Genomic DNA, 25,953 nt, shown 5'->3' on the forward strand with positions numbered 1-25,953 from the left:
GCAAAACCCCCGGCGCGCGGGTTACTTTGGCTGCCCGATCCGGCAGGCCGCGATCGCCGCCATGTTCAGGATGTCATTCACCGTCGACACGGTCGAGCAGATCTGGATCGGCGCCGAGATGCCGGTCAGGATCGGCCCGATCACAGTCGCGCCCCCCATCTCCTGCATCATCTTCACCGAGATCGAGGCCGAATGCCGCGCCGGAACCACCAACACGTTCGCCGGACCGCTCAGGCGACAGAAGGGATAATGCGCCATCTGTTCAGCATTCAGCGCCACATCCACGGTCATCTCGCCATCATATTCGAAATCGACCCCGCGCTTGTCGAGCACCAACGGCGCGATATGCATCTTGGTCGCACGCTCCGAGACCGGATAACCAAAGGTCGAGAAAGAGCAAAACGCCACACGCGGTTCGAGACCCAGCGCGCGGGCCACCTGCGCGCCACGGGTTGCGATATCGGCAAGGTCATTCTCATCCGGCCATTCGTGCACCAGCGTGTCGCCCATAAGCACGATGCGTCCCTTGTTCAGGATCGCCGTAATGCCGACCGCGCCATCGGACGGGTTCGCATCCACCACCTTGTTGATCAGCTCCATGACATGGGCCGCCTTGCGGGTTGCCCCGGTCACCATGCCGTCGCCATGGCCGTGCGCCAGCATCAGCGCCGCAAAAACGTGCCGATCTCGGGTCGAGAGCTTATGGGCGTCCTTCTGGTCGAAGCCCTTGCGCTGCAAACGCCGGTAGAGGAAGTCTTTATATTCGTCGATATGCTTGGAATTGGCCGAGTTGACCACCCGCAGCTCGCGATAAGCATCACCGATACCGGCCGCCTCCAGCTTCTCTTTCACATCGGCCTCACGTCCGACCACGATCGAGCGCCCCATGCCGCCGCGTTGATAGGCCACCGCCGCACGCAGCACGCGCGGATCGTCACCCTCGGCAAAGATCATCGTCGCCTGCGCCTGCTTGGCCCGCGCATGAATACCCTGAAGGATTGAGGCGGTCGGGTCCATCCGCGCCTTGAGGCTCTGGGCGTAGCCTTCCATGTCGATGATCGGACGGCGCGCAACGCCCGTGTCCATCCCCGCCTTTGCCACGGCCGGCGGGATCACATGGATCAGGCGCGGGTCAAACGGCGTCGGAATGATGTAATCGCGCCCGAAGGTCAGCTTGCGACCATAGGCCATCGCGACCTCGTCCGGCACGTCCTCGCGCGCCAGTTCGGCCAGCGCCTTGGCGCAGGCGATCTTCATCTCGTCATTGATCGCGCGCGCATGGATGTCGAGCGCCCCACGGAACAGATAGGGGAAGCCCAGAACGTTATTCACCTGGTTCGGATAGTCCGAGCGCCCGGTCGCGACGATTGCATCCTCGCGCACCTCATGCGCCTCTTCCGGGGTGATCTCCGGGTCCGGATTCGCCATTGCGAAAATCACCGGGTTATCCGCCATCGAGGCGACCATATCCTGCGTCACCGCCCCTTTGGCCGAAACGCCAAGGAACACATCGGCCCCCTTCATCGCCTCTTCGAGCGTGCGCGCCTCGGTCACCGCAGCATGGGCCGATTTCCACTGGTTCATGCCCTCGGTGCGGCCCTGATAGATCACGCCCTTGGTGTCACACATTATGCAGTTGTCATGCTTGGCACCCATCGCCTTGACCAGCTCAAGACACGCAATCCCCGCCGCACCCGCGCCGTTTAGCACGATCTTGCAGTCTTCGATCTTCTTGCCCGACAGTTCCAGCGCGTTGATGAGACCCGCGGCACAAATCACCGCCGTGCCATGCTGGTCATCGTGGAACACCGGAATGTCCATCAGCTCTTTCAGGCGCTGTTCGATGATGAAACATTCGGGCGCCTTGATGTCCTCAAGGTTGATTCCGCCGAAGGTCGGCCCCATCAGCTTCACGGCCTGAATGATCTCGTCCGGGTCTTCGGTGTCGAGTTCGATATCGATCGCGTTCACGTCTGCAAATCGCTTGAACAGGACGGCCTTGCCCTCCATCACCGGCTTCGAAGCGAGCGCACCGAGGTTCCCCAGCCCAAGGATCGCCGTGCCGTTCGACACAACCGCCACCATGTTGCCCTTGACCGTGTAGTCATAGGCCGTCTCGGGGCGCTCGGCGATAGCCTCCACGGGAACCGCAACGCCGGGGCTATAGGCCAGCGACAGATCGCGCTGGGTCGTCATCGCCTTGGTCGCGGTGATCTCGTATTTCCCCGGACGCGGATCGAGGTGATAAGCCAGCGCCTCTTCGGGCGTGATGCGGTTTTTGGTGGACATTGGGCCGATTTCCTCCTGAAAGCCCGCCCCTCTTAGCGATTGTCGCTAAATCCCTCAATGGATTTGCACCTGTTTTGCGGCTTTTGTAGGCTCGCGCGCAATCAGGTGGGGAAACACATGTCAGAGCAGACCGTCACGCCCATGATGGCGCAGTATCTCGGGATCAAAGAGGCCAATCCGGGCGCGCTTCTTTTCTATCGGATGGGCGATTTCTACGAGATGTTCTTCGATGATGCGGTCGCGGCGGCAGCAGCACTCGACATTGCGCTCACGAAACGCGGCAAACACGAGGGCGAGGACATCCCGATGTGCGGGGTTCCAGTCCATGCCGCCGAGGGCTATCTGCTGACGCTGATCCGCAAAGGGTTCCGCGTGGCCATTGCCGAGCAGCTCGAAGATCCGGCCGAGGCCAAGAAGCGCGGCTATAAAGCGGTAGTGAAGCGCGATGTCGTCCGTCTCGTCACGCCCGGCACACTGACCGAGGAATCTCTGCTCGAAGCGCGCCGCCACAACTTCCTCGCAGCCTGGGCCGAAGTCCGCGACGAAGCGGCGCTGGCATGGGTCGACATCTCGACGGGCGATTTCCGGGTAATGCCGTGTCCGCTGACGCGGCTCGGGCCGGAACTCGCGCGCCTTGCCCCGCGCGAGGTGCTGGCGAGCGAGACAAAAGAGGCAGATATTGGTGAAATAGTCTCTGATTTGCGCGCCTCTCTGACGCCGCTTCCCCGCGCGAGCTTCGATAGCCAATCCGCTGAAAAGCGCCTGTGCGAGCTGTATGAGGTCGGATCACTCGACGCTTTCGGCGGCTTCTCGCGCGCCGAGATTGCCGCGATGGGCGCCATCGTCGATTACCTCGATCTGACCCAGCGCGGGAAACTGCCCCTGCTGCGCAGGCCCCATCGTGAGGACGCAGGCGATCTCATGCAGATCGACGCTGCGACGCGCCGCAACCTCGAACTGACGCAAGCGCTGTCCGGCGGGCGCGAGGGCTCTCTCCTGAATGCCATCGACCGCACCGTGACCGCAGGCGGCGCGCGATTGCTCGAACGCCGGATCTCTGCCCCGTCGCGCAATCTCTCCCAGATCCATGCTCGCCATGAATCTGTGCGTTTTCTGCTGGAACAGAGCCGTTTTTACGCCGATCTCCGCGAAGATCTGAAGCGCTGCCCCGACATGGATCGCGCGCTCTCCCGGCTTGCGCTGGATCGAGGCGGCCCGCGTGACATGGCCGCAATTCGCAATGGTCTTGGTCAAGCGCTTATGATTGCAGAGCGCCTCAACAACTCCGAGGCACCGCCCCTTCTGAAATCCGCGGCCCAGGCGCTGATCGGTCACGATGACCTCGTCGCACTCCTTGATGCCGCGCTCATTGCCGAGCCCCCACTCCTTGCCCGCGATGGCGGCTTCATCGCTCCGGGTTACGAGCCCGATCTGGACGAAACCCGTCAACTTCGCGACGAAGGCCGCGGCGTGATCGCCCGCCTGCAGGCGAAATATGCCGAAGAGACAGGGATTCAGAGCCTGAAGGTCAAGCACAACAACGTGCTCGGATATTTCATCGAAGTGACCTCGACCCATGCCGAAAAGATGCTCGCAGCACCCCTATCGGAGCGCTTCATTCATCGCCAGACCACCGCCAACCAAGTGCGCTTTACGACCGTCGAACTCAGTGAGATGGAAACCCGCATCCTGAACGCTGGCAACCGGGCGCTTGAGATCGAAAAGCGGCTCTATGACAGCTTGAAACGGGCCATTTTGAATCAGGCCGGGCCAATCAATGAGGCCTCGCGCGCGCTCGCGGAAATCGACCTCTCCACCGCCTTTGCGGACATCGCCTCCGGCGAAAACTGGACCGAACCGACCGTCGACAACTCGCGCGCCTTCGAGATCGACTCGGGGCGTCATCCCGTGGTCGAGGCCGCCCTCAAACGCACGGGCGAGCCCTTCATTGCGAATAGCTGCGAGCTCACCCCGGACGCGACACCGGCCATCTGGCTGCTCACCGGCCCAAACATGGCCGGTAAATCGACCTTCCTGCGCCAAAACGCAATCATCGCCCTTCTCGCGCAAGCGGGGAGCTTCGTTCCGGCCAAGCGCGCGCATATCGGGCTGGTCTCGCAACTCTTCAGCCGCGTGGGCGCCGCCGACGATCTGGCGCGCGGACGCTCGACCTTCATGGTGGAAATGGTCGAGACCGCCGCGATCCTGAATCAAGCCGATGACCGCGCGCTGGTGATCCTCGACGAAATCGGTCGGGGCACGGCGACCTATGACGGCCTCTCGATTGCCTGGGCGGTGATGGAGCACCTGCACGGCGTGAACCGTTGCCGCGCGCTTTTCGCCACCCATTACCACGAAATGACAGCCCTTTCCGCAAAGCTGGACGGCGTCGAAAACGCCACCGTCGCGGTCAAGGAATGGGAAGGCGAGGTCATCTTCCTGCACGAGGTCCGCAAGGGCGCGGCTGATCGCAGCTACGGGGTGCAGGTCGCGCGGCTGGCGGGTCTCCCGGATGCGGTGGTTTCGCGGGCCCGCGTCGTGCTGGATGCGTTGGAAAAAGGCGAACGCGAGGGCGGGACGCAGAAGCGAGCGATCATCGACGATCTGCCGCTCTTCGCGGTCTCGCAATCGCCGCAGCCTACGCAAAAGGCCACGGCATCCTCCGAGGTCGAAGACCGTCTCCGCGACATGATCCCGGACGACATGACACCCAAAGACGCCCTCGTTGCGCTCTACGAATTGCGCGGGCTTCTCAAGGACTGAATTTCGTCAGGCCAAAAATACGCTCGGGGGTCCGGGGGCAGACGGCCCCCGGCTTCCAGGTCTCAGGATTTCGGCATCGAACTCACGCCGACCTTGGCCGGACGGAGCAGCCGGTCATGGAGCATAAAGCCCTTTTCCATGACCTGAATGATGTCGCCCGCAACCGTATTCGGCACAGGCGCCTCGAACATCGCTTCGTGGATCTGCGGATCGAACTTCTCACCGACTTCAGGCGCAAGCGCCTTGATCCCGTGGCGCGCGAAAACGTTCAGCAATTCGCGCTGCGTGAGCTCCACGCCCTCTATCATCGGGCCAGCGGCCGCGCGAACCTCGTCCGTCGCCGCCTCAAGCGCGCGATGCAGCGCGTCGAACACGGGCAGCATGTCGCGCGCCAGCTTGGAGCCACCGTAATTCTCAGCTTCGCGGCGCTCTTTATCCGCACGCTTGCGCGCGTTCTCGGCATCGGCCAGCGCGCGCATGAACCGGTCGCGCAGTTCGTCGCGCTCTGCACGCAGCGCCTCCAGCTCGTCGATTTCCTCAGCGAGAACGTCCTCGAAGGTTTCGTCCACCTGCGCCTGATCCTCGAAGATCTCGTCTTTCTTGTCGCTCATGCGTCTCATCCTTTGCCCCGGCCGGACAGCATCCGCCCGACCAGTTGCGCTGTATAATCCACGATCGGCACGATCCGTCCGTAATTGAGCCGCGTGGGCCCGATAACGCCGATAGCGCCGATGATCTTACGATCAGCGTTCATATAGGGAGAGACCACCAAAGAGGAACCCGAAAGTGAAAAGAGTTTGTTCTCCGAGCCGATAAAAATGCGCACACCGTCGCCCTCATCGGTCAGTTGAAGAAACTCGGCGATGTCGCGCTTGCGCTCGAGATCGTCAAACAGATCACGAATGCGGCTGACATCGTAATCCTCATCCAGAAGATTCGAGCGCCCGCGGACGATGAGCCGCTCAAACGGTTGCCCTTCATCCTCCCACTGCGCCAGACCGCTTTCGACAAGCGCCGCGGCGAGCGTATCAAGCTCCTGCCGATGCGCCGCGATCTGTGTCTTGATGTGCTCGCGCAGCTCGGTCAGCGTCCGGCCTTCGGCGAGCGAGTTCAGGAAATTCGCCGCCTCTCTCATCGACGACGGCGTCTGCCCGGTCGGCGGCGTGAAAACACGGTTCTCGACCTGCCCATCCGCAAAGACCAGAACCACCAGCGCCCGGTCGGGCGCGAGAGAGACAAACTCGATATGGCGGATTGGTGCCTCGTGCTTGGGCGCGAGCACAAGGCTTGCCCCATGCGTGATCCCGGAGAGCGCGGATCCAACCCGGTCCAGAAGCGAGCCGACATCGGGATCATTGACCCCCATCGTCGCCTCAAGCGCCTGCCGGTCAGAGACGTCAAGTTTTGAGACTTCCATCAACCCATCGACGAACATCCGCAGCCCCATCTGCGTGGGCACGCGCCCCGCCGAGACATGCGGGCTTCCCAGCAGGCCCAGATACTCAAGGTCCTGCATCACGTTGCGGATCGTCGCTGCCGAGAGCTTTTCGCTCATCATCCGGGTCAGCGTGCGCGACCCCACCGGATCGCCGGTCTCCAGATAGCCTTCGACCACCCGGCGAAACACCTCGCGCGAGCGGTCGTTCATTTCAGATAGAATTTTGCTCTGCTCACTCATCTGTCTGGCCATTTGGCGCGGTTCCGCAACGCTGCGCAAGAGCGTGAATTTGCCTTCGGGGTTGCATCGGGCGTTTCGCGGCCTCAAATGGTGCCCAAACACCCGAGGAAAGGAACGATCATGCGCCCCTCCGGCCGGAATTTAAGCGAAATGCGCTCGATTTCAATCGAGACGAACGTGACCAAACACGCCGAGGGCTCGTGCCTCATCAAGATGGGCGATACGCATGTTCTGTGCACCGCCACGATCGAGGATCGCGCGCCGTCTTTCCTGAAAGGCTCGGGGCTGGGCTGGGTCACCGCCGAATATGGCATGCTGCCCCGCGCGACCAACACGCGAAACCGTCGTGAAGCGGCCGCCGGCAAGCAATCGGGCCGCACGCAGGAGATCCAACGCCTGATCGGGCGTTCGCTGCGCGCGGGCATCGACCGGGTTGCCCTTGGCGAGCGTCAGATCGTCGTCGATTGCGACGTGATCCAGGCCGATGGCGGCACGCGCTGTGCCTCGATCACGGGGGGCTGGGTCGCGCTGCGCCTCGCGGTTAACAAACTGCTGAAAACCGGCGTTTGCACCTCGGACCCGCTGATCGACCACGTCGCGGCGCTGTCTTGCGGGATCTACGCAGGCCAGCCGGTCTGTGACCTCGATTATGCCGAGGATTCGGAGGCGGGCACCGATGGCAATTTCATCATGACCGGCTCGGGCAAGCTGATCGAAGTTCAGATGTCCGCCGAGGGGGCCACCTTCTCGCGCGATCAGATGAACGAACTGCTCGATCTGGCCGAGGCGGGCGTGCGTGAACTCGTCGCCGCTCAAAAGGCCGCCACCGAATGAGAAAGTTCTCGGACAAGAAGCTGCTGGTTGCGACCCATAACAAGGGCAAGCTCGAAGAGATCGCAGCGCTTCTGGCCCCCTTCGAGATCGAAGTGGTCGGCGCAGGTGAAATGAATCTGCCCGAGCCCGAGGAAACCGAGACCACCTTCGTCGGCAATGCGCGAATCAAGGCCCATGCCGCCGCAAAGGCGACCGGCCTGCCTGCGCTCTCCGATGATTCCGGGATCGAGGTCGATTGCCTGAACGGCGCGCCGGGCGTTTACACAGCCGATTGGGCCGAAACGCCCAACGGGCGCGATTTCGAGATGGCGATGACCAAGACCTGGGCCGCGTGCGAGAAAATCGTCGCCCCCATGCCGCGCACCGCCCGGTTCCGCTCGACTCTCGTTCTCGCCTGGCCGGACGGGCATGACGAAGTGTTCGACGGCAAGGTCGAGGGACAACTTGTCTGGCCAATGCGCGGAGCGCAGGGCCATGGCTACGACCCGATGTTCCAGCCTGACGGCTATACTCAAACCTTCGCCGAGATGGACCCGGCCAAGAAAAACGACATCAGCCACCGCGCCGATGCCTTCCGTAAACTGATCACCTGCTTTGAGGTCTGACATGACTGAAGTGACACGCATCTCGACCGGCTCTCCCTTCGAGAAAACCATGGGCTACTCCCGCGCCATCGTGAAAGGCCCGTGGTGCTTTGTCTCCGGCGTGACCGGCTACGACTATGCCACGATGGAGATGCCCGAAAGCATCGCCGATCAGGCGCGCAACTGCTTCAAGACAATCGCTGGCGTGCTCGATCAAGCGGGCTTCGCTATGTCGGACATCGTTCGAGTGCAATACACCGTGACCGACACCGCCCTCGTGGACGAACTGATCCCGGCCCTCGGCGAAGCGCTCTCCGACGTGCGCCCCGCCGCGACCATGGTCATCGCTGGGCTCATCAAACCCGAGATGAAGGTCGAGATCGAGGTTACGGCGCTCAAATGACCGAAGATTGGCGGCATGGCGGGTTCGGGCTTTACCTGCACTGGCCCTTCTGTGCCGCCAAGTGTCCCTATTGCGATTTCAACTCGCATGTTGCGGACAAAATCGACCAAAACCGCTGGAACAGAGCCTATCTGTCAGAGATTCGCCGGCTTGGCACAGAGACCGGTGATCGCGTTCTGAACTCGGTTTTCTTTGGCGGCGGCACGCCGTCCCTGATGGACCCGGATCTGGTTCACGCCATTCTCGACGAGGTCCGCGCGACCTGGCGACTTGCAAATGACATCGAGATCACGCTCGAAGCCAACCCCACCAGCATCGAGGCCGGTCGTTTTCGCGGCTATGCCGAGGCTGGCGTCAATCGCGTCTCGATGGGGATGCAGGCGCTGAACGATACCGATCTGCGCAGGCTCGGTCGGATGCACAGCGCCGCCGAGGGGCGCAAGGCCTTTGACATCGCGCGCAATCAGTTCGACCGGGTGAGTTTTGACCTGATCTACGCGCGCCAGGATCAGGATGAGGCGGCTTGGGAGGCTGAACTACGCGAGGCACTCTCGATGGCGGTCGATCACTTCTCGCTCTATCAGCTGACGATCGAGGACGGCACTGTGTTCGGCGCACGCCACGCTGCTGGCAAGCTAAAAGGCTTGCCGGATGATGACTCCTCGGCAGATATGTATCTGAAAACACAAGAGATCTGTGACGCCGCCGGTCTGCCCGCCTACGAGATCTCAAATCACGCGCATCCCGGCTCTGAAAGCCGCCACAACCTGATCTATTGGCGCTACGGCGATTACGCGGGGATCGGCCCGGGAGCCCACGGGCGGCTCACACTGAACGGTCAGCGTCAGGCGACCGAGGCCCCCCAATTGCCAAACGCCTGGCTTGAGATGGTCGAGACGACCGGGAACGGCGAATCCCCCCGCGAGGCGCTGTCACGAGAAGAGCAAGCCATCGAATTTCTGCTTTTCGGCCTACGCCTGTCCGAAGGGATTTCCGCCCAGCGCTATGAGGCGCTTTCCGGTGTGGCGCTGCCACGGGCAAAGCTGGATGAATTATGCGATTTGGGCCTTATTCAGGCGGAACAGGGTCGAATTGCAGCCACCACCGCCGGTCGGCCAGTGCTGAACGGCATACTGCGGGAGCTGATCCCATGATGCGTTTCGTCTGGCTTGGTTGCGGTCTGTTCTCTCTCAGCCTGGGCGTGCTAGGCGCCTTCGTCCCACTTCTGCCGACGGTACCGCTTCTTTTGCTCGCCGCATTCTTCTTCGCAAAATCCTCGGATCGCCTGCATGATTGGCTGATCTCGCACCCAAAATTCGGCCCCGCGATCAGTGATTGGCGAGAACGCGGGGCAATTTCCCGACGCGCGAAATGGGCTGCGAGCCTGTCCATCCTCGCCAGCCTTGGCATAACCCTCACGCTTGGGGTGCCACTCACGATTATCGCGATTCAACTCACCACACTGGCCGCGGTCAGTCTGTTCATCTGGAGTCGACCCGAGATTTGATTAGCGCAGGCCGCTCAGCGCCTGACACAGAAGGTCGAGATCGTCCAAAGACTTGTAGCTGATCGAGATCTGGCCACCCTCTCCCCGGTGGTCGATCTGCACCTTCATGCCCGTTGCCGCCGACAGATCGGCCTCGAGCGCGCGCGTATCGGCATCCTTTGTCGAGGCCTTTTCCGCAGGCTTAGAGCCGTTTTTGTTGGGCTTCTTGGCCAATCGCTCCACGTCACGGACCGACAGACCGCGGGACACCACCTGCGCCGCAAGGCCGCGGGGATCGTCCGCCGTCAGCAGCGCCCGCGCGTGACCCGCCGTCAAACGGCCATCCCGCAGCATATCCTGTAAATCATCGGGAAGCTGAAGCAGGCGAAGCAGGTTCGCAATATGACTGCGGCTCTTGGAGAGCGCCTCGGCGAGCCGCTCTTGCGTATGACCAAAGCGGTCCATGAGTTGGCGATAACCAAGCGCCTCCTCAAGCGGATTGAGTTCTGCGCGCTGGATATTCTCGATGATTGCGATTTCAAGCACTTCCGTATCGCTGAAGTCGCGCACGATAACCGGCAATTCGTGGAGCTGCGCGATCTGCGACGCACGCCAGCGGCGCTCACCCGCCACGATTTCGTAGTGATCCGGCTTGCTCGGATGCTTGCGCACGATAAGCGGCTGGATCACCCCCTTCTCACGGATCGACGCGGCGAGCTCCTCAAGCGCCTCCGGCTCAAACGTACGCCGCGGCTGATCGGGATTTGGCTCGAGGCGCTCAAGCGGCACACGCATTTCTGCGCGACGCGGCGCGGCTTCGGGCTCTTTTGGGTTCAGATTCACGTCAGCCATCAGCGCGGACAATCCCCGCCCAAGGCCCCGGCGATCCGTTTTCTTGTCGCTCATCCGCTCATCCTCGATTCTGCGCAGCTTCGTGCCGCATCAGCATTTCTTTTGCCAGCGCACGATAAGCCTCCGCGCCGCGCGATGCGCTATCATAACTGAGAACCGGCTGCGCGAAAGAGGGTGCCTCTGAAACGCGGACATTGCGGGGAATCATCGTTCTGAACACGATCTCACCCAGCGTCGCACGCGCATCTGCCTCTACATGTTGCGATAGGTTGTTGCGAACATCATACATCGTGAGGACAACCCCCTCAATCCGGAGCGTTGGGTTTGCGGTTTGGCGAACCTCCCGAACTGTCAGCATGAGTTGTGAAAGCCCCTCAAGAGCAAAGAACTCCGCCTGAAGCGGCACCAGAACCGATTGCGAGGCCACCATAGCGTTAACCGTCAAGAGGCTCAGCGATGGCGGGCAGTCGATTAAGATATAGTCGAGCGCGTAGCTATCAATATCTGGTTGCCGCAAAGCATCATGCAGCAAGAAGCTGCGCTTTTCCGTCGATACAAGCTCCATGTCCGCCGAGGAAAGATCTGTTGTCGCGGGGCAAAGCCAAAGTCCGGCGACATCCGTCGGTACGATCACGTCACGCAGCGGCGCATCATCGAGCAGCAAATCATAAGTGCTGAACTTGCGGTCTTCGGGCTCAACGCCAAGCCCGGTTGACGCGTTGCCCTGCGGATCGAGATCGACCAGCAGAACGCGCCGCCCCTGTTCGGCAAGCGCCGCCGCAAGATTGATGGCCGTTGTGGTCTTGCCGACGCCGCCCTTCTGGTTGGCGATTGAAATAATTTTCGGGCCCTTCGGGCGCGTAGGATCAGGCACGCGATACCTCGGTGATTGTTAGGATGGCCGCTTCGGACTCGGTCTCACTTGGAGACATTTGATACTTAAAGGACCAGCTTTCCTGAGCGGTCGCAAGCTCTTGTCGCCAACCAGCCCCCTTGGGGAAAATCGCGAGTCCATCGGGCGACAGATGCCGATTTGCGAACCCGAGCAGTTTGTCGAGGGGGGCCAAGGCGCGCGCGCTCACTACGGCTGCACCCAGCGCCGGGATGGCCTCAATCCGCTCCGCGAGTACGGTCACATTCAGAGATAGCTCACGCGCAACCGTTGAAAGAAAGGCAGATTTCCGCTTGTCACTTTCCACGAGCAGAACCTCAAGCGCTGGACATTTCTCCAGGGCAAGAATTGCAACCACCAATCCTGGAAATCCACCACCAGAACCAAGATCAACCCAACGACCATGGGCCGGGGCACCTATTGAAAAAAGTTGAGCCGAATCCAGAAAATGCCTCTCCCACACCCCAGCCAGCGTCGCTGGAGAAACCAGATTGATCGCCGGATTCCATTTGCGCAGTAGCGCCTCATAGGCGTCCAGCCGCGAGATTGTTTCACGTGAAACATTGAGCTGATCCTGAAAACGGGCTTTATGGTCCGCTGTCATGCGCTTTTCGCTCTTTGAATTTGCTTAAGGCGGGCGAGGATCAGGGTCAGCGCCGCGGGCGTCACCCCCTCTACACGGGCGGCGTGGCCAAGCGTTTGCGGTCGCGCACGCTCAAGCTTGCCTTTAAGCTCATTCGACAGACCCGGCAGTGCGCCGTAATCGAAATCTGCGGGTATCAACCAGCCCTCATCCCGCTTAATGGCCTCGGCATCAGCCTCCTGACGCTCAACATAGTTCGCGTAAAGCGCCTCACGGCAGAGCTGCTCGACCACATCGAGATCAATGTCAGCTAATTCGGGCAAAGCGCCCACCAAATCGGAAAAGGCGATATCCGGATAGGAAAGCAAAGCGAAAGCACTGCGCCGAGTGCCATCCTGATTAACGCGAAGGCCGTGCTCCGCAGCTTGCGCAGGCGACAGCGTGGCGCCCATCAGTACATCGCGGCCAGCAGAAAGTGCCCCCATTTTCGCCCCGAATGCAGCGGCGCGCCGCTCGCCGACGCAGCCCAAGCGAAGACCAATGCCCGTCAACCGCTGATCTGCATTGTCCGCACGCAGCGACAGCCGGAACTCGGCACGTGACGTGAACATCCGGTAAGGCTCCGACACCCCCCGCGTGATCAAATCATCAATCATTACACCGATATAGGATTGCGACCGACTGAAAATCTCTGGATCTCTCCCCAAGATACTGAGCGCAGCATTGAGTCCCGCTACCATACCTTGTGCAGCGGCCTCCTCATATCCGGTGGTTCCGTTGATCTGCCCGGCAAGATAGAGTCCGGGTTGATCGCGTAATTCCAAGGTCGCCCTAAGGGCGCGCGGATCAACGTAGTCATACTCAATTGCATATCCCGGTTGAAGAATCTTGACTTCTTCCAGGCCAAAAATAGAGCGCACGTAGGACTCTTGGACATCGATGGGTAACGATGTCGAAATTCCGTTCGGATAGACCGTGTGATCGTCCAGCCCTTCAGGCTCAAGAAAGATCTGGTGCGATGTCTTATCCGCAAATCGCACCACCTTGTCCTCGATCGAGGGGCAATAGCGCGGGCCGACGCCCTCAATATGCCCCCCATACATCGCCGAGCGGGTGAGGTTTTCGCGGATCACCTCATGCGTTCGCTCATTCGTATGCGTGATGCCACAGGCGATCTGGCGAACTGCCGGCGCCTTGTTAAGGAAGGAAAACATGACCGGCTCGGCATCGCCCGGCTGCATCTCCAGCGCATCCCAGCGAATTGTACGGCCGTCCAGTCGCGGCGGCGTGCCGGTTTTAAGTCGCCCAAGCGGCAAATCAAGCGCTGCAAGTCGTTCCGCAAGAGCAATCGACGGACGGTCGCCCATCCGCCCACCCGCATGACTTTGGTCGCCGATGTGAATCAATCCGTTAAGGAACGTTCCTGAAGTCAAGATCACGGCCCCAGCACGAATCTCTGCTCCATCCGCTAGGATGACTCCTGAAACCCGCCCGCCTTGCATGATGAAGTCGGCGGCCTCTCCCTCGATAACATCAAGGTTGGACTGAGCGGCGGTCAAAAGCGCCATGGCTTCCCGATACAGCTTGCGATCAGCCTGAGCACGAGGCCCCTGAACCGCAGGACCTTTGCGACGATTCAACAGTCGAAACTGAATTCCCGCCATATCAGCGGCCCGCCCCATGACACCGTCCAGCGCATCGATTTCGCGAACAAGATGCCCCTTACCCAACCCCCCGATGGCCGGGTTGCAGGACATGACACCAATCGCATCGGCGCGCAGCGTTACAAGAGCCGTACGCACACCCATGCGTGCGGCGGCATGCGCGGCCTCGGTTCCCGCATGTCCGCCCCCAACAACGATGACGTCAAAATGTTTCACGTGAAACACTCCTCACTTGCCGATGCAGAAGCTGGCAAAGATTTCATCCAGCAGATGTTCGACATCCACACGCCCAACCAGCGATTCAAGCGCCCGCGCAGCCTGCCGAAGTGATTCCGCCGCAAGCTCTGCGCGGTCAGACCCGCGCAATACCTCATTTCGCGCCGATTCCATAGCCTCAACCGCATCCATCAACGAGATGCGATGACGTTCGCGCGACATAACGCTTGCAGAGGCAGCTTGCCCCTCAAGCCGCTCCGTCATCAACGTAACAAGCGTGTCGACGCCCTCCCCGGTCTTGCCAGAAACAGCAAGACCATCCTGCGCCCCAAGGTCCGCCTTACCGTGCACGATGAGATCCCCCGCAGAGGGCGCAATAAGCGGCACATCCGCACCATCAAGCAAGAAGATACGCAGATCGGCGGCCCTTGCACGCTCCAGGGCCCGCTCGATCCCGATCGTTTCAATTCGGTCTTCGGTCTCGCGCAGGCCCGCCGTATCAAGCACGGTCACAGGCAGCCCCCGAAGATCCATCCGGACCTCGATCACGTCACGCGTCGTGCCTGCAATCTCGGAGGTGATCGCCGCCTCGCGGCCCGCCAGAGCATTCAGAAGCGTTGATTTGCCAGCATTCGGCCGCCCCACGATCGCAACCTCGAACCCCTCTCGCACCCGTTCGCCAGCGGAAACACCACGTAATTCGTGCGCAATCCCTGCCTTCACGCAGTCGATCAGTTCCAAGACCTCGGGCGATACATCGACGGGAACATCCTCATCTGCAAAGTCAATCGTCGCCTCAATGAGTGCCGCAGCCCGCACCAGCTTGGCCCGCCAGCCATCAACCAAGGATCCTACGGCACCCGAGAGAACCTTCAACGCTTGCTTGCGTTGCGCCTCGGTTTCCGCGTCTATCAGATCCGACAAGCCCTCCACCTGCGCGAGGTCGAGCCGGCCGTTTTCTAGGGCCCGCCGAGTAAACTCACCGGGCTCGGCCAGCCGAAGCCCGTCGATATCGCCAAGCGCCCGCAACACCGCCGAGACGGTCGCAATCGCCCCGTGGATATGAAGCTCGGCGACCTCTTCACCGGTAAAGCTTTTCCCGCGCTCAAAGCAAAGCACAACCGCCTCATCCAGTGCCGAGCCGTCAAGCTGCAGCACGCGCAAGCCGGTCTGGCGCGGTGGCGGCAGGACGCCCGCGAGCCGCTCTGCCGCCAACCAGGCGCAAGGCCCTGAAATACGGATAACCGCAACCCCCGCCTTGCCGCGGGCGGTTGCCAATGCAAAGATCGTGTCCATCGTAACCCCTTAGGGATAAACGATAAATCAGCCTCAGCCGTTCATCGAGTCGAAGAATTCCGAGTTCGTCTTGGTCTGCTTGAGCTTCGAGATCAGGAACTCGATCGCATCGGTCGTCCCCATCGGGTTCAGGATGCGGCGCAACAGATAGGTCTTCTGAAGATCCTTCGAATCGACCAGCAAGTCCTCTTTCCGGGTCCCGGACTTGAGAATATCCATCGCCGGGAAGACGCGCTTATCGGCGACTTTACGGTCGAGCACGATTTCCGAGTTACCGGTGCCCTTGAATTCTTCGAAGATCACCTCGTCCATCCGCGAGCCGGTATCGATCAGCGCCGTCGCAATGATGGTCAGCGAGCCACCCTCTTCAATGTTGCGCGCGGCACCGAAGAAGCGCTTCGGACGTTGCAGAGCGTTCGCATCCACACCACCGGTCAGAACCTTGCCCGAGCTCGGCACCGTGGTGTTATAGGCGCGGCCCAGACGGGTGATCGAGTCGAGCAGGATCACGACGTCGCGCTTATGCTCCACCAGGCGTTTGGCCTTCTCGATGACCATCTCGGCCACCGCGACGTGACGCGTTGCCGGTTCGTCGAAGGTCGAGGACACAACCTCACCCTTCACCGAACGCTGCATGTCGGTCACCTCTTCGGGACGTTCGTCGATCAGCAGGACGATCAGGTAGCATTCCGGGTGGTTGCGCTCGATCGAATGGGCGATGTTTTGCAGAAGAACCGTCTTACCGGTGCGCGGCGGCGCCACGATCAGCGAACGCTGGCCTTTCCCGATCGGCGACACGAGGTCGATGATCCGGGCCGAGCGATCCTTGATCGTCGGGTCCTCGATTTCCATCTTCAGCCGCTCATCAGGGTAAAGGGGCGTGAGGTTGTCGAAGGCGACCTTGTGGCGCGCCTTCTCCGGGTCCTCGTAATTGATCTTCTCAACCTTGGTCAGCGCGAAATAGCGCTCATTCTCACCCGGCGCGCGGATGATCCCCTCGACCGTGTCACCGGTGCGCAGGCTGTGCTGGCGGATCATGTCGGGCGAGACGTAAATATCGTCCGGACCCGGCAGGTAGTTCGCCTCGGTCGAGCGCAGGAAACCGAAGCCATCCTGAAGCACCTCGAGCACACCATCGCCGCCGATCTCGATATCTTCTTCGGCATGTTCCTTGAGCAGCGAGAACATCATCTCGCCTTTGCGCATGGTCGAGGCGTTCTCGATCTCCCACTCCTCGGCCATCGCCAAGAGATCCTTGGGGCTCTTCGCCTTGAGGTCCGAAAGGTTCAAACGTTCCTTGGTCATGGGAGTCCCACTTTCATGCGCGAAAGCACCCCGCTCGGGGCGCTCATCTTTGGTTCTGTCTCGAAAAACCGGTCGGCCGGACGGCCGGGGCTTGGACAGCACTTACGTGCAAAGCCCTTCAGAGTCAATGAATGCTCAGAATTTCACGATCACGGAGAGCACGATCACGATCATGAAAACCGTCGGCACTTCGTTCATCATCCGGTATTGGCGTCCGGTCAGCGCATTACTGTCCTCGACGAACTGTTTCCGTTTGGCACCGCACCACATGTGAAACCACGTCATTCCGATCACGCCGGCCGCCTTGGTCCAGGGCCAGATGCTCGACCAATCCACGATCCCCGGAGTGAACACCAGCATAAGCCCGAACAGCCAGCTGGAAATCATCGCAGGGTTCATGATCGCTTTCATCAGCAGGCGTTCCTGATGCTGGAACAGCAAATCCATGTCGGAGCCGCGCACCACACCCTGCTTCTTCAGTCCTTCGACGTGATACACATAGAGCCGTGGCAAATAGAACAGCCCTGCCATCCAAGCGAGGATCGACATCACATGCATGGATTTGATCCATGGGTAGAAATCAGCGAGGAGGTCGGTCATGGGGGCTCCCTTTGTCTTCGCCCTTCTTAAATAAAATAAAGATTAAAAGAAAAGATGATGATGATGTAAGGCCTGTGGATCATGTGGATTATAGACCTCTCCACATGTCGTTATCGCGCACTCAGAAGGCCCGTCATGATGCCCGCCATCCTGTGAGTATCTCATAATTTCATTTTAAAACAGATACTTAATCTCACCTTAGGATTTCCGGCCTCTGTGGACAAGTTTTGGATGATAAGGGCTGACGCGGCAAATCCCCACATGTCGAAAATCGCGTTTCCACAGGTGGAAAAGCTTTACCAAATCTTGATAGAACTTAACGGAACTGTGGAGGGATCGACACCCGGTCACCGACCCACAGAGTTACCCGACGCTTTCTCCGACAGGTTATCCACATGCCTTCGCCCCTCATTCTCGCCTCTGCATCGGAAATCCGAGCGAGTTTGCTGCGTAACGCTGGGTTCGATGTCGAGGTCACGCCGGCCCGGATCGACGAAGAGGCTATCCGTCTTGGCCTCGAAGCCGAAGGCGCGACGCCCCGAGATGTCGCCAACGCTTTGGCCGAGATGAAGGCCGCGAAAATCTCGACGCGGCGGCCCGGCGCGATGGTCCTTGGTGCCGACCAGGTGCTTGAATGTCAGGGGCAGATCTTCGCAAAACCCGGCACGCCCGAAGCTGCCATGGAGCAACTCCGTGCGCTGTCGGGCAAGACTCACCGTTTGCTCTCGGCCTTGGTCGTGATCCGCGACGGCCAGCCGCTATGGCGCCATGTCGCGACGGTTCGCCTGACCATGCACGACCTGACCGACCCTTTCATCGAAGACTATGTCGCGCGGAACTGGGACAGCATTCGCTGGTCCGTTGGAAGCTACAAACTCGAAGAAGAGGGCGTTCGGCTTTTCTCTGCTGTCGAAGGCGATTACTTTGCCGTCTTGGGCTTGCCGCTCATCGAATTGTTGAATTGGTTGCGTATCCGAGGAGAGCTGACCACATGACCGACCATCCCCGCATCCCGCTGGCTGGCGTGATCGGCTCGCCCATCGCGCATTCCAAGTCGCCGATCCTGCATGGACACTGGCTTAAGACCTATGGCATCCGCGGCTATTACATCCCGATCGACATCGCAGGCGAGGACCTCGAGACGGTGCTCCGCGCGCTGCCCAAGGCGGGTTTTGTTGGCTGCAACGTGACCATTCCCCACAAAGAAGCGGTGTTGGCGATTGCCGATGTCGTCTCGGATCGGGCGGCCTTGATCGGCGCGGCCAATACGCTGATCTTCCGCCCGGATGGCAAGATTCATGCAGATAATACAGACGGTTACGGTTTCATCGCCAATGTGAAACAGGCGATCCCGGATTGGCATCCGAACGAAGGCCCGGCAGCGGTGTTCGGCGCAGGCGGTGCTGCGCGGGCCGTGCTTGCGTCGCTGCTCGAAATGGGCTGCCCCGAAATCCGTATCTCGAACCGGACCAAGGCGCGGGCCGAGAACCTCCGCACCGAGTTTGGGGCGCGGATCGTGGTCTATGACTGGGTTCAGGCGGGCAATATGCTTGAAGGTGCTGCCACGGTGGTCAACACGACCTCGCTGGGGATGGTCGGCAAGCCGGAGTTCCGCGTGCCTCTCGACGCCCTGATGCCAGGGGCGGTCGTGAATGATATCGTCTACACGCCGCTCGAAACCGACCTGCTGCGCACCGCGAAAGAGGCGGGTTGCCGGACGGTCGACGGGCTTGGGATGCTGCTTCATCAGGCGGTTCCGGGGTTTGAGCGCTGGTTCGGCCATCGCCCCGAAGTTACCGAAGACCTGCGCAACCGGATTCTCAACGCATGACGCGGCCCTTTCTCCTTGGGCTGACCGGCTCCATCGGGATGGGGAAGTCGACCACGGCGAAGATGTTCGCCGAAGAAGGCGTGCCGGTCTGGGATGCGGACGCGACGGTCCATGCGCTCTATGCGCGTGGCGGGGCTGCGGTCGCGCCCATCGGCGCGCTCTTTCCGCAGGCGATCAAGGATGGCGCAGTGGATCGCGGGGCGCTCAAGGCGATCCTGTCAGAGCAAAAACAGGCTCTATCACATCTGGAATCGATCGTTCACCCGCTGACGGCAGAGTCCCGAGCCGCGTTTATCCGCGATCATTCCGACGCCCCGCTGATCGTGCTCGATATTCCACTGCTCTATGAAACCGGCGCGCAGACGGCTTGCGATGCGGTGCTTGTCGTCAGCGCGCCGCCCGAGGTGCAGCGCGCCCGCGTCCTTGACCGTGGCACGATGGACGAAGCGCAGCTCGACATGATCCTCGCGCGGCAGATGCCTGATGCCGAAAAACGTGCCCGCGCCGATTACGTCATCGAAACCCTCACCCTTGAGCAGACCCGCGCGGATGTGCGACATCTGATTGCGACACTGGAGGGCAAAGATGCGTGAGATCGTTCTGGATACCGAGACCACCGGGTTCGAGCCGTCAGAAGGCCACCGCATCGTGGAGATCGGCGCGGTCGAGCTGTTCAATCACGTGCCCACCGGTCGGACCTATCACCAATATATCAACCCCGAGCGCTCCATGCCAAAGGAGGCTTTCGAGGTGCACGGGCTGGGCGATGAGTTCCTTTCGGACAAGCCGAAATTCCATGAAGTCGCGCAGGATTTCCTCGATTTCATCGGGCCGGACGCCAAGCTGGTGATCCATAACGCCGCCTTTGACATGAAATTCCTTAACGCCGAGCTTGGCTGGGTGAAAAAACCGCTGATCGGCAATGATCGCGCGGTCGATACGCTGATGATGGCGCGGCGCAAGTTTCCCGGCTCGCCCGCCTCGCTTGACGCGCTGTGCCGGCGCTTCAATATCGACAACTCGTCGCGGACGCTCCACGGCGCATTGCTCGACTCCGAAATTCTGGCCGAGGTCTATCTGGAGCTGATCGGGGGCCGTCAGCCGGGCTTTGGTCTCTCTGTCGAACCCTCGAGCGGGCCCGCCACTCAGGGCGGAGCCTCGGAGGACTGGCGCCCGCGCCCGCGTCCGACACCCCTGCCCGCGCGCCTGACCGAAGCCGAGGCCGAGGCGCATGCCGCAATGGTCGCCAAAATGGGAGAGGCCGCGATCTGGAATCGCGGCCGCTAGAACGGGACCGAAGCCCCACCATATCTGTGGTCCTCAGACGAGAACGATATCGTCGAACAGGATGTTGACGTTCGTCACCCCGTTCAGCGTCAGCGTATCGCCGCCGCCGAAATCCAGCACCAGATTGCCTCCGACAACCGTTGCGATGTCGCCAAGGTCTTCGATGGCCATCGTACCCATCAGGTCCGCGTCGATCCAGATCGTATCGAGGTCGTTCTGGAAATCGCCGATGACATCGGCGTCGTCGCCAAGGTTGAACCGGAACGTGTCACCCAGCATGCCGCCGAACATGGTGTCGTTCCCATCCTGCCCTGCAAGATAGTCCTCGCCGCCATTGCCCTCGATATAGTCCGCGCCGGCACCGCCCCGGATCGTATCCAGACCGTTGCCGCCATAAATGTCGTCATTGCCACCCTCGCCCAGCAGCAGGTCATCGAAATTCCCGCCATTGATCGAGTCGTCGCCGAGGCCGCCATAAATGGTGTCGGCGCCGCCGTTGCCGATCAGCGTGTCGTTGTCATTCCCACCATCGATGAAATCGTTCCCATCGCCCCCCACAATCGTATCAAGGCCTGCATCACCCTGAAGCGAGTCAGAGTAAATACCGCCGTTGATCGAGTCGTTCCCATCGCCCCCGATCATCGTGTCCTGACCGATATTGCCGATGAGCGTATCATTGCCCGCGCCACCATCCATCGAGTCGTTCCCGGTCCACCCGACGATAGAGTCGTTGCCCCCGCTTCCGAGAAGCGTGTCGGAGGACGTTCCGCCAAGGATCGTGTCGTCGCCGAGGCCGCCATTGATCGTATCCCGGCCTTCATGGCCGCGCAGATCGTCATTGCCGCCCTCGCCGATGATCGAATCGTGCCCCAGCAAGCCAAGGATCACATCGTCATTGCCGCCGCCGTTCATCGTGTCGTTGCCAGCGCCGCCGTCGATCGTGTCGTTGCCAAGGCCACCAAGGATCAGGTCGCTCCAGCCACCGCCGCTGACGCTGTCATTGCCGACCCCGGCATCAATCGTATCCGCGCCATTCGCGGCCTCGATCGTGTCATGGCCGTTCCCGGCGATGATATTGTTGCTGGCGTTGTTGCCAATGACAGAGTCGTTGCCGCTGCCGAGGATCAGGTTTTCGATCACCGTGCCGCGTGCGATCAGCAGGTTTCCTGCAACGCCATCGACGTCCGAAATACCCTCGCTCAGCATGTTGATGGTCGAGTTGCCGGTGATCAGCGACAAGTCGATCGTGTCGATCCCGCCCTCGTCAAAGATGGTGAGTGCAATCGGCCCGCCGCTATAGAGCGCATTGCCACCCGCGGCCACCGCGTCGAACAGATCGCTCAGATAGTTGTCGATGTTGGAGTTGAACCCCCAAGTGGTCGCGCCCGCGGTCACACCGCCCGACGCGGCCCCGTAAAGGTCCTGAATTGCGATGATATCGACCAGCATCGCCGTGGTCAGCGCGGCATAATCCGCCTCGACATAGGGGTTCTGGGTCTGGTCGAAATAGGACATGATCGAAAGCTGCCAGCTATCGTCGAGCCAGACGGCCTCGGTGTAGTAGTCGCCGGTGCCGTTATAGTTGCCCATATGCCCAAGTCCGAGCGCATGGCCCAGCTCGTGGACATAGGTCGAGAACGAATAGCTGTCGATCGCGGTGCCGTAATAGTTGGTCCAGGCCGAGGTGATGATGATTTCGGCGCCATCGCCCGGCTGGGTGGTGTAGGCCGAGAAGGTCTCGCCGTAAGAGGTGTCGGTATTGCCGAAGGTCAGCGCAGCGGTCCCGCTGACTTCGACAAAATCCAGATCGGCGACCATTTCCCATGCTTCAAAGGCCCAGCGCGCAAGCTGTTGCTCGGCGGCGGTCAGCCCGGTGATGTTCACCGTGATCTGGTTGCCGGAGGTGGTGCTGAACTGCCCCGGCACGGTCCCGGCGTCATACCAGAACCCGTCCGTCAGGTAATAAGCCATGTCGTCATAAGTACCCGCAGGCGGCGGTGTCACCGGCGAGCCATAGGAGACAGTGACTGAGTAATCCCCGTTCTCTCCAATATAGCCTGCGCGTTGATCGAACGTGTTGATAACAACGTATATTAACCCGGTGTAGGTCGCCGAATAGGTATACTGCGAATAGTATCCGGGGCCGCCGTCGTCATCCTGTCCGACCAGAGCCCCCTGATCGTTCAGCACATACATATAGGTGTCGTAGATCGGGTCGGAGCCATAACCAGCAACATCAATCGTATATTGGTTGCCAGCAGTCACACTGATGGCAACGATATCCAAGTCGCCGGGATTCGTGGCTTGTGTCAGCCTGCCGGTGAACGTATCGCCCGGATTGAGCGTGTAGCGATCATCCAGAACCGGATTGTTCGGATCGAAATTCGTATCCGTGGTCTCCGTGATGGTCGCAAAGAGCATATTGTCTTGGGCAATCGTCATCGTGGCAGCTTTCTCAAAACCGGGGATGGGGTCAAATGCAGACAGCGGCTTTGATGCCGCTGCCCGACCAAAAGTATAGGAATCGTTAACGCCTTGCTAGCCCTGCTCTTGCCCCGACGGCAGGTAATTGTCTTAATTTATAGGAGAATTGATCCCAAACGCCGCCCTTTTGCCACGATGCGGCACCGATTCCCGGCAAGCCTCGGGCGCAGCCTGCCCTTGGTGGTTGACTGGGGGCGAGTATGGGGATGCTCAATATTTCTTATGTCACCGTGACCCAGGGCAACGAGGGGGGCTCGTTGCAAGGGGTAAACGATGTGATGGTGCGCGAGACGGCGGCCGGGACCGTGGTTTATGTGTTGAATGCTGCGGCGACCTCGGCGCTGGTGTCCTACCTGCTGAACGCGGATGGCAGCCTTACGGTGATCGACACGCAGTCGGTCGGGGCCTTCACGCAGCCGGGTGTGCTGCGGACCCTGACCGAGCTGGACATCCGGGGCTATGATTTCGTGCTGTGCACCGGGCTGGGCTATGGCGGGGTGGGCCTGTATCGCCTCGGCTCGGGCGGCTCTATAGACAGCCCCTATCGCCTGGATGGCGAGTTGCTGCCCAATGACCTCGGCCTCGTGGAGGCTGTTCCCGATGGGAATGGCGGCGCCTTTCTGATCGGTGCGGGGGATGGCGATCTTGGCCTGTCGACCTGGCATATCGACAACATGGGCGTGGTCAGCCGCCTTGCGATCGGCCAGATGGGCGAGAGCGGTTCCGGCTTGCGGGCCCTTGGCCTGACTGCACAAGGTATCGTTGTCGCCGCCGATGCGAGCGATAACTCCATCGTCACATACCGGGTCGAGTCCTCTGGCGCGGTGACAGAGATCGCCCGGCTTGGCGCGGCTGACGGTATCGGCATCAACGACCCCTCCGTGCTCGAAATCGTCGAGATCGGGGGCCAGAGTTTTGCGCTTCTGGGTGCGTCCGGTTCCGGCTCCATCAGTGTCTTTGCCATTGATGAGACCGGCGCGCTGACCAATACCGATCATGTCCTCGATTCGCTCGATACCCGCTTTGCCGATGCAAGCGTGATGGACAGCATCACACTCAACGGCCGGACATTCGTAGCGGTTGCGGGGTCTGATGACGGGGTGACGCTTCTCGAACTCATGCCCAACGGACACCTGATCTTTCTGGAGCAACTGGTCGACACCGATCAGACCACCCTCGACAACATCTCTAGCTTGACGTTCGTCGAAACGGGCGGAACGCTGACGCTTCTTGTCACCAGCGGGTCCGAGGCGGGCCTGACCGCCATCGGGGTCGCCACCGGGGCGCTGGGCCTTTTGGTCGAGGCCGATCCCAATGGCGGCCTTACGACCGGGCGCGAGGGGGCGGATCTCGTGTTCGGCGGCGCGGGCGACGATTTTCTGATCGGCGAAGATGGCAGCGATGTTCTGTTTGACGGCGCGGGCATCGACACGATGCGCGGGGGTGCCGGGGCCGATCTGTTCGTGCTCGCCGCCGATGGCAGCAATGATGTGATTGCGGATTTCGAATTTGGCGTGGACCGCCTCGATCTGTCGCAATGGCCCTTCCTGCGCAATCTCTCGCAACTCGATGTGACCTTCCTGTCGAATGGGGTCGTCCTGCGCTTCCGGGACGAAGAATTGCGTATTCTTTCCGCCACGGGAACAGCCCCGCACGTGACGGCGCTCGAGCTTCTGGATCTGATCGGCCTCGACCGGGTTCTGGCCGACTGGTTCGTCGAGATCGAACCGCTGCCCCCCGAACCCCCGTCCGAACCTCCGCCGGTTGACCCCCCGCCGGTCGAGCCGCCCCCCCAGACCGCGACGCGGATTCTCGGGGATGCCGGGAACAACTTTCTCGTCGGCACCTACCGGCCCGAGGAAATTCTGGGGTCGGGTGGACAGGATACCCTTGATGGCGGAGCCGGGCATGACACGCTTTTCGGCGAAGACGGGAACGACTCTCTGATCGGCTATGCGGGTCATGACCTGCTCTATGGCGGGGATGGCAACGACATCATCCGCGCCGGTATCGGGCTCGACACGCTCTATGGCGGGACCGGGCGCGATACGCTTGATGGCATGGGGGGGAACGACACGATCTACGGCGAGAACGATGACGATCTGCTGATCGGCTATGCTGGCCATGACGCGCTTTACGGCGGCGCTGGCGATGACGATCTGCGCGGCGGCAAGGGCTATGACACGCTCTATGGCGGGATCGGCGACGACACGCTCGATGGCATGGGGGACCATGACACGCTCTATGGCGATGGCGGCAATGACTTGCTCATCGGCTATGCCGGAAATGACGTGATCTATGGCGGCAGCGGCAATGATACCGTCTATGGCGGTGTCGGCTGGGATACGATCCATGGCGAAGATGGTGCGGACCTGATCAACGCGATGAATGGCCATGATGTGATTACCGGCGGCAGCGGCAATGACACGATCTTCGGCAATGCCGGACCGGACCTGATCCATGGTGATGAGGGTGACGACCTGCTGCGCGGGGGGATTGACCTCGACACGATCCATGGTGGCGCGGGAAATGACGTGATCCTTGGCGAGCGAGGCTATGACCTGCTTTTTGGCGATGCGGGCGACGATCTTCTGGGTGGCAGCACGGGGCGCGATACGCTCGATGGCGGGGCCGGCAACGATACGCTTGTCGGCGGGCTGCACCCGGATCAATTCATCTTCAACGGTGGCCATGATGTGATCCGCGACTTCGAGGATAACGTGGACACGCTCGCGATTGATCTGACCTTGCTGCTGTCCTCGGGCCTCTCACCCGCGACGCTGCTGGATCACGTGCAGGAAACCGATGAGGGGCTGCTCATTACCTTCGGCGCGCAGGACAGCCTGTTGGTGATCGGTCTCGACGCGGCCAGCCAGTTGGTGAATGACCTGATCTACGTTTGACCG

At 60.8% G+C, this 25,953-nt stretch carries 22 protein-coding genes; 11 read left to right on the top strand and 11 right to left on the bottom strand.

Annotated features, from left to right (window positions below; translation table 11 throughout):
• Positions 1-21: 21 nt before the first annotated feature.
• Positions 22-2,289, bottom strand: a complete 2,268-nt coding sequence (locus P0X85_RS05485; protein WP_275809696.1) for an NADP-dependent malic enzyme — start codon at positions 2,287-2,289, stop codon at positions 22-24.
• Between the two features lie 117 nt (positions 2,290-2,406).
• Here P0X85_RS05485 and mutS point away from each other — a divergent pair, with 117 nt between their 5' ends.
• Positions 2,407-5,052 carry a DNA mismatch repair protein MutS gene (mutS, locus tag P0X85_RS05490; RefSeq protein WP_275809699.1) on the top strand — a complete coding sequence of 882 codons (2,646 nt, stop codon included), beginning with the start codon at positions 2,407-2,409 and terminating at the stop codon, positions 5,050-5,052.
• A gap of 62 nt (positions 5,053-5,114) precedes the next feature.
• Here the strand turns inward: mutS and P0X85_RS05495 are convergent, their stop codons facing one another.
• Positions 5,115-5,663 carry a nucleotide exchange factor GrpE gene (locus P0X85_RS05495; RefSeq protein ID WP_275809702.1) on the bottom strand — a complete coding sequence of 183 codons (549 nt, stop codon included), beginning with the start codon at positions 5,661-5,663 and terminating at the stop codon, positions 5,115-5,117.
• Positions 5,664-5,668: 5 nt separating this feature from the next.
• Positions 5,669-6,730, bottom strand: a complete 1,062-nt coding sequence (hrcA, locus tag P0X85_RS05500) for a heat-inducible transcriptional repressor HrcA (protein ID WP_275809705.1) — start codon at positions 6,728-6,730, stop codon at positions 5,669-5,671.
• A 120-nt stretch (positions 6,731-6,850) separates the two neighbouring features.
• Here hrcA and rph point away from each other — a divergent pair, with 120 nt between their 5' ends.
• The 5 genes from rph to P0X85_RS05525 are packed head-to-tail and all read left to right on the top strand — an operon-like array spanning position 6,851 to position 10,058.
• Complete coding sequence (gene rph / locus P0X85_RS05505) at positions 6,851-7,564, top strand: ribonuclease PH (RefSeq protein ID WP_275809708.1); 714 nt, start codon at positions 6,851-6,853, stop codon at positions 7,562-7,564.
• Positions 7,561-8,169, top strand: coding sequence for an RdgB/HAM1 family non-canonical purine NTP pyrophosphatase (gene rdgB, locus P0X85_RS05510; protein ID WP_275809711.1), 609 nt, complete (start codon positions 7,561-7,563; stop codon positions 8,167-8,169). The genes rph and rdgB overlap by 4 nt, the downstream gene beginning before the upstream one ends.
• Before the next feature lie 10 nt (positions 8,170-8,179).
• Positions 8,180-8,551, top strand: a complete 372-nt coding sequence (locus tag P0X85_RS05515; protein WP_275809813.1) for a RidA family protein — start codon at positions 8,180-8,182, stop codon at positions 8,549-8,551.
• Positions 8,548-9,705 carry a radical SAM family heme chaperone HemW gene (gene hemW / locus P0X85_RS05520; protein WP_275809715.1) on the top strand — a complete coding sequence of 386 codons (1,158 nt, stop codon included), beginning with the start codon at positions 8,548-8,550 and terminating at the stop codon, positions 9,703-9,705. Before P0X85_RS05515 ends, hemW begins: the two co-directional genes overlap by 4 nt.
• Positions 9,705-10,058 carry a YbaN family protein gene (locus P0X85_RS05525; RefSeq protein ID WP_275809816.1) on the top strand — a complete coding sequence of 118 codons (354 nt, stop codon included), beginning with the start codon at positions 9,705-9,707 and terminating at the stop codon, positions 10,056-10,058. The genes hemW and P0X85_RS05525 overlap by 1 nt, the downstream gene beginning before the upstream one ends.
• On the opposite strand, the gene P0X85_RS05530 is transcribed toward P0X85_RS05525, so the two are convergent.
• The 7 genes from P0X85_RS05530 to P0X85_RS05560 form a co-directional block, all read right to left on the bottom strand.
• Positions 10,059-10,943, bottom strand: coding sequence for a ParB/RepB/Spo0J family partition protein (locus P0X85_RS05530; protein ID WP_275809719.1), 885 nt, complete (start codon positions 10,941-10,943; stop codon positions 10,059-10,061).
• A gap of 4 nt (positions 10,944-10,947) precedes the next feature.
• Positions 10,948-11,763 carry a ParA family protein gene (locus tag P0X85_RS05535; RefSeq protein WP_275809722.1) on the bottom strand — a complete coding sequence of 272 codons (816 nt, stop codon included), beginning with the start codon at positions 11,761-11,763 and terminating at the stop codon, positions 10,948-10,950.
• A complete protein-coding gene (rsmG, locus tag P0X85_RS05540) occupies positions 11,756-12,385 on the bottom strand; it encodes a 16S rRNA (guanine(527)-N(7))-methyltransferase RsmG (protein WP_275809725.1) in 630 nt (209 codons plus the stop codon). The genes P0X85_RS05535 and rsmG overlap by 8 nt, the downstream gene beginning before the upstream one ends.
• Positions 12,382-14,253 carry a tRNA uridine-5-carboxymethylaminomethyl(34) synthesis enzyme MnmG gene (gene mnmG, locus P0X85_RS05545; RefSeq protein WP_275809728.1) on the bottom strand — a complete coding sequence of 624 codons (1,872 nt, stop codon included), beginning with the start codon at positions 14,251-14,253 and terminating at the stop codon, positions 12,382-12,384. The genes rsmG and mnmG overlap by 4 nt, the downstream gene beginning before the upstream one ends.
• A 3-nt stretch (positions 14,254-14,256) precedes the next feature.
• Positions 14,257-15,540, bottom strand: a complete 1,284-nt coding sequence (gene mnmE, locus P0X85_RS05550; RefSeq protein ID WP_275809732.1) for a tRNA uridine-5-carboxymethylaminomethyl(34) synthesis GTPase MnmE — start codon at positions 15,538-15,540, stop codon at positions 14,257-14,259.
• Between the two features lie 33 nt (positions 15,541-15,573).
• On the bottom strand, positions 15,574-16,845 hold the full coding sequence (rho, locus tag P0X85_RS05555; protein WP_275809735.1) for a transcription termination factor Rho: 1,272 nt from the start codon (positions 16,843-16,845) through the stop codon (positions 15,574-15,576).
• 135 nt (positions 16,846-16,980) lie between these two features.
• On the bottom strand, positions 16,981-17,445 hold the full coding sequence (locus tag P0X85_RS05560; RefSeq protein ID WP_275809738.1) for a CopD family protein: 465 nt from the start codon (positions 17,443-17,445) through the stop codon (positions 16,981-16,983).
• Positions 17,446-17,840: 395 nt separating this feature from the next.
• Between P0X85_RS05560 and P0X85_RS05565 the strand changes: the two genes are divergently transcribed.
• The 4 genes from P0X85_RS05565 to dnaQ are packed head-to-tail and all read left to right on the top strand — an operon-like array spanning position 17,841 to position 20,563.
• Complete coding sequence (locus P0X85_RS05565; protein WP_275809741.1) at positions 17,841-18,440, top strand: Maf family protein; 600 nt, start codon at positions 17,841-17,843, stop codon at positions 18,438-18,440.
• The gene (locus P0X85_RS05570) at positions 18,437-19,276 is read left to right on the top strand and encodes a shikimate dehydrogenase (protein WP_275809745.1); all 840 of its coding nucleotides are present in this window, start codon (positions 18,437-18,439) and stop codon (positions 19,274-19,276) included. The genes P0X85_RS05565 and P0X85_RS05570 overlap by 4 nt, the downstream gene beginning before the upstream one ends.
• Complete coding sequence (gene coaE / locus P0X85_RS05575) at positions 19,273-19,869, top strand: dephospho-CoA kinase (protein WP_275809748.1); 597 nt, start codon at positions 19,273-19,275, stop codon at positions 19,867-19,869. Before P0X85_RS05570 ends, coaE begins: the two co-directional genes overlap by 4 nt.
• Positions 19,862-20,563, top strand: coding sequence for a DNA polymerase III subunit epsilon (gene dnaQ / locus P0X85_RS05580; protein WP_275809751.1), 702 nt, complete (start codon positions 19,862-19,864; stop codon positions 20,561-20,563). The genes coaE and dnaQ overlap by 8 nt, the downstream gene beginning before the upstream one ends.
• 33 nt (positions 20,564-20,596) lie before the next feature.
• On the opposite strand, the gene P0X85_RS05585 is transcribed toward dnaQ, so the two are convergent.
• Positions 20,597-23,005 (bottom strand): M10 family metallopeptidase, encoded by a 2,409-nt coding sequence (locus P0X85_RS05585; RefSeq protein ID WP_275809753.1) that lies wholly within the window; start codon positions 23,003-23,005, stop codon positions 20,597-20,599.
• 242 nt (positions 23,006-23,247) lie between these two features.
• Between P0X85_RS05585 and P0X85_RS05590 the strand changes: the two genes are divergently transcribed.
• Positions 23,248-25,950: a calcium-binding protein gene (locus P0X85_RS05590; protein ID WP_275809756.1), complete on the top strand. Its 2,703-nt coding sequence runs from the start codon at positions 23,248-23,250 to the stop codon at positions 25,948-25,950.
• Positions 25,951-25,953 lie beyond the last annotated feature (3 nt).

Source organism: Pseudothioclava nitratireducens (assembly GCF_029210495.1).
Taxonomy (GTDB): Bacteria; Pseudomonadota; Alphaproteobacteria; order Rhodobacterales; family Rhodobacteraceae; genus Pseudothioclava; species Pseudothioclava nitratireducens.

Bases quoted from the DNA above. Each gene is read 5' to 3' on its own strand.
- P0X85_RS05485 (WP_275809696.1), bottom strand. From the start codon at position 2,289: ATGTCCACCAAAAACCGCATCACGCCCGAAGAGGCGCTGGCTTATCAC.
- mutS (WP_275809699.1), top strand. From the start codon at position 2,407: ATGTCAGAGCAGACCGTCACGCCCATGATGGCGCAGTATCTCGGGATC.
- P0X85_RS05495 (WP_275809702.1), bottom strand. From the start codon at position 5,663: ATGAGCGACAAGAAAGACGAGATCTTCGAGGATCAGGCGCAGGTGGAC.
- hrcA (WP_275809705.1), bottom strand. From the start codon at position 6,730: ATGAGTGAGCAGAGCAAAATTCTATCTGAAATGAACGACCGCTCGCGC.
- rph (WP_275809708.1), top strand. From the start codon at position 6,851: ATGCGCCCCTCCGGCCGGAATTTAAGCGAAATGCGCTCGATTTCAATC.
- rdgB (WP_275809711.1), top strand. From the start codon at position 7,561: ATGAGAAAGTTCTCGGACAAGAAGCTGCTGGTTGCGACCCATAACAAG.
- hemW (WP_275809715.1), top strand. From the start codon at position 8,548: ATGACCGAAGATTGGCGGCATGGCGGGTTCGGGCTTTACCTGCACTGG.
- P0X85_RS05525 (WP_275809816.1), top strand. From the start codon at position 9,705: ATGCGTTTCGTCTGGCTTGGTTGCGGTCTGTTCTCTCTCAGCCTGGGC.
- P0X85_RS05530 (WP_275809719.1), bottom strand. From the start codon at position 10,943: ATGAGCGACAAGAAAACGGATCGCCGGGGCCTTGGGCGGGGATTGTCC.
- rsmG (WP_275809725.1), bottom strand. From the start codon at position 12,385: ATGACAGCGGACCATAAAGCCCGTTTTCAGGATCAGCTCAATGTTTCA.
- mnmE (WP_275809732.1), bottom strand. From the start codon at position 15,540: ATGGACACGATCTTTGCATTGGCAACCGCCCGCGGCAAGGCGGGGGTT.
- rho (WP_275809735.1), bottom strand. From the start codon at position 16,845: ATGACCAAGGAACGTTTGAACCTTTCGGACCTCAAGGCGAAGAGCCCC.
- P0X85_RS05560 (WP_275809738.1), bottom strand. From the start codon at position 17,445: ATGACCGACCTCCTCGCTGATTTCTACCCATGGATCAAATCCATGCAT.
- P0X85_RS05565 (WP_275809741.1), top strand. From the start codon at position 17,841: ATGCCTTCGCCCCTCATTCTCGCCTCTGCATCGGAAATCCGAGCGAGT.
- P0X85_RS05570 (WP_275809745.1), top strand. From the start codon at position 18,437: ATGACCGACCATCCCCGCATCCCGCTGGCTGGCGTGATCGGCTCGCCC.
- coaE (WP_275809748.1), top strand. From the start codon at position 19,273: ATGACGCGGCCCTTTCTCCTTGGGCTGACCGGCTCCATCGGGATGGGG.
- dnaQ (WP_275809751.1), top strand. From the start codon at position 19,862: ATGCGTGAGATCGTTCTGGATACCGAGACCACCGGGTTCGAGCCGTCA.
- P0X85_RS05585 (WP_275809753.1), bottom strand. From the start codon at position 23,005: ATGACGATTGCCCAAGACAATATGCTCTTTGCGACCATCACGGAGACC.
- P0X85_RS05590 (WP_275809756.1), top strand. From the start codon at position 23,248: ATGGGGATGCTCAATATTTCTTATGTCACCGTGACCCAGGGCAACGAG.